We start from the raw sequence: 252 nt of genomic DNA, 5'->3' as shown, positions 1-252 counted from the left end.
TGAAAGCGGTATTCGCAGCCAGAACCAGGATCAGACCAGTGACGATAGTAACCTGGTAGAACATCGGCTTGGCATTGGCAAAAATGGTAGCTGCTAGCTGCCCAATGACCGGATCCACGCTGATCCCTGTGCCCACAGGCTTGCCGTTAACGAGTAGATCGGTAGCTGGGTTTTCAACTGACCGTACACCGGTCTTACCTGCTAGCAGCAGAATTGACATGAGCATAGCCGCCGAAATGGTCCCAAGTAGCG

The 252-nt window shown here is 53.2% G+C and carries 1 pseudogene; it reads right to left on the bottom strand.

The annotated features are described in order from the left end of the window. A pseudogene (locus tag QP381_RS09270) lies at positions 1 to 252 on the bottom strand (DNA-binding protein); the annotation flags it as partial.

Source organism: Pauljensenia sp. UMB6358, assembly GCF_030216865.1.
Classification (GTDB): Bacteria; Actinomycetota; Actinomycetes; order Actinomycetales; family Actinomycetaceae; genus Pauljensenia; species Pauljensenia turicensis_A.
Note: the sequence above shows the minus strand (reverse complement) of the source record. Positions and strands in the feature narration are given on the sequence as shown.